At 56.4% G+C, this 1,417-nt stretch carries 1 protein-coding gene; it reads left to right on the forward strand.

The genetic code is table 11. From position 1 onward, the window contains the following. Positions 1-91: 91 nt before the first annotated feature. On the forward strand, positions 92-1,417 hold a 1,326-nt coding region (locus NKJ88_RS32895), incomplete at its 3' end, for a WD40 repeat domain-containing protein (protein WP_352446975.1).

Below are 1,417 nucleotides of genomic sequence, written 5' to 3' on the forward strand. Positions count from 1 at the left end.
GCGAGCACAAGAAGCTCGCTCTGCGCCAAGCCGCATGACCAGCATCATGGCCGCCCCTTTTTGCAGAACTTGACGCACACAACCGAGTGGAATTCACCACAGTGCACGTTCCGTGGCTTTCTCGTCGAATGGCCAGTTGCTCGCGGCTGGCAGCCTGGATCGGACAATCAAAATCTGGGAAGTTGGCTCTGGGCGCGAACTGGTGACGCTGCAGAACGGCAGCATGGCATCTTCTCTCGTCTTTCTGCCCCTTCAAGCGGTAGTGGCAGCTGCGAACGAGGACGGTACAGTCACTGTCTGGGACATTAGCCAGACGTGGTTGCTGGCGACCTTGCCGTGTTCCGAGGCGCCATCCCCGACATTGGCCATAAATGTCAGGCAGTCGATCCTGCTTTGTGGCGATGCGTCCAAGGGCTTGATACATCGCTGGGATATCAAATCGTTCGAACCGCGCAGAGACATTCCGGTGCCAACTGACACAGCCGCCGGAACATGGAAACTGTTGGAGGGCGGAGATCTTCTTGTCCGGGAGGATCAGGACGGTATCATTCGGCTCCTGAACATAGTCACGTTCGACGTTGTACAGCGCTTCTCAACTCATAATTCCGGTTCCGATAGTGCTATTGCCTTCGCGCCACGGAGCGCGAAAGTAGCGGTCGCCCACGAATATGAGTCTATTGGAATATGGTCGTGGCGCGCGCCAGAAGCCGGATCCATCCCGCAAGAAATCCATATGCCGGCGCCAGGCGTGCATGCGGTTGTCTTTAGCCCCGACGAGCGACTGGTCGCTTATGCCGCGGAGAATGGCGATGTTGTGATGCTTGACCTCGGAGGGACGGAGGTCAAAAGGCTGCAAAGCTATTCGAACCGAATTGAGAACGTTGGCATAGCGGACCATTCATCAGTGCTGAGTATTCAAGTCTGGTACGACGCACACATGGAGATTGATCTCAGGTCTGGCGGTTTAGCCCAGCACGAGGCTCAGGTGATCTCGTATGACAATGCCGACCTTTTTCGGCCTGAAGGGCAGTTCCTCGATCGACAGTTCTTCGTGAGAAACCGACAGGATAACCTGCAGATCGAATCCGCCGAGGGGCGATTGATCTGCACGGTGGTATTGCTCGACAAAATCGGAAAATTTGTCATTGCCGCCCCGGATGGCAGGTTCGACACAAATATGGACCTAAGCGACATAAGGGGCGTACACTGGATTGTCTCTCGGAAGGGCCTGAATCCTTTGCCGCTAGAGATTCTTATGCGCGATTACTATGCGCCGGGGTTGTTGCCGAGACTGCTAATGGGCGTCGCGCTGCCGCGCTTGCCGGGTATCGCCGAGCTGAACCGGATCCAGCCGGATGTGCGGATTGTGAGTGTGAAGGCTGGGCCGACGCCTGATGTTGCTCTGGTGGAGGTTGAG

This window comes from Mesorhizobium sp. M0016, from assembly GCF_040324035.1.
GTDB lineage: Bacteria > Pseudomonadota > Alphaproteobacteria > Rhizobiales > Rhizobiaceae > Mesorhizobium.